This is a genomic window from Caballeronia sp. LZ043 (assembly GCF_031451075.1).
In the GTDB taxonomy this organism is placed as follows: domain Bacteria; phylum Pseudomonadota; class Gammaproteobacteria; order Burkholderiales; family Burkholderiaceae; genus Caballeronia.
On sequence record NZ_JARUXT010000059.1, the window covers coordinates 1 to 591 of the forward strand.

Genomic DNA, 591 nt, shown 5'->3' on the forward strand with positions numbered 1-591 from the left:
ACGACCTTGTTCTCGCCGGTCTGCACCGAGCCGAGCTCATAGTTTCCGCCGACAAGCATGGCGAGGTTGCCGCCGACGTCCAGCGTGCCGGCGTTCTGCCGAACGTCGCCGCCGGTCACGATCGCCGCATCGCCTGCGACGTTCACGGTCGCGAGCGGCCCGAGCGTGCTCACGGTGCGCGTCGCGCCCGTCGCGCTGACCTGGTGGATTGTGTTGACAGCGGTATTGAGGAGAAGATTGCCGCCGGCATTCAGTGCCAGGCTGCCCGCGTTGAGGGTGGCGGATGTCAGATCGACGTCGCCTTGTGTGGTGAGGGACATCAGGCCGCCGCTGCGCAGCGCGCCGAAAGCGTTGTCGATCTGCGTGCCCTGAATCGAAAGCGTGTTGCCCGCCTGTATCGTGCCGCTGTTGCTGAAGGTCTGTGCGTCCTTCAGGTCGACATCGGCCGCAGCGATGAGCGGCCCGTTCATGTTCTGCTGGCTTGCCTTCGCAAGGTACACGACGGGCACGAGCACGGACTGACCGTCGACGATGACCGTCTGCATGATGACGACGTTGCTCGTGAGCGCCGCGACCTGTTCCGGCGACAGA

At 65.1% G+C, this 591-nt stretch carries 1 protein-coding gene; it reads right to left on the reverse strand.

Features of this window, described 5'->3' with window-relative positions; all coding sequences use genetic code 11:
• On the reverse strand, positions 1-591 hold a 591-nt coding region (locus QCE64_RS38085), incomplete at both ends, for a hypothetical protein (protein ID WP_310009519.1).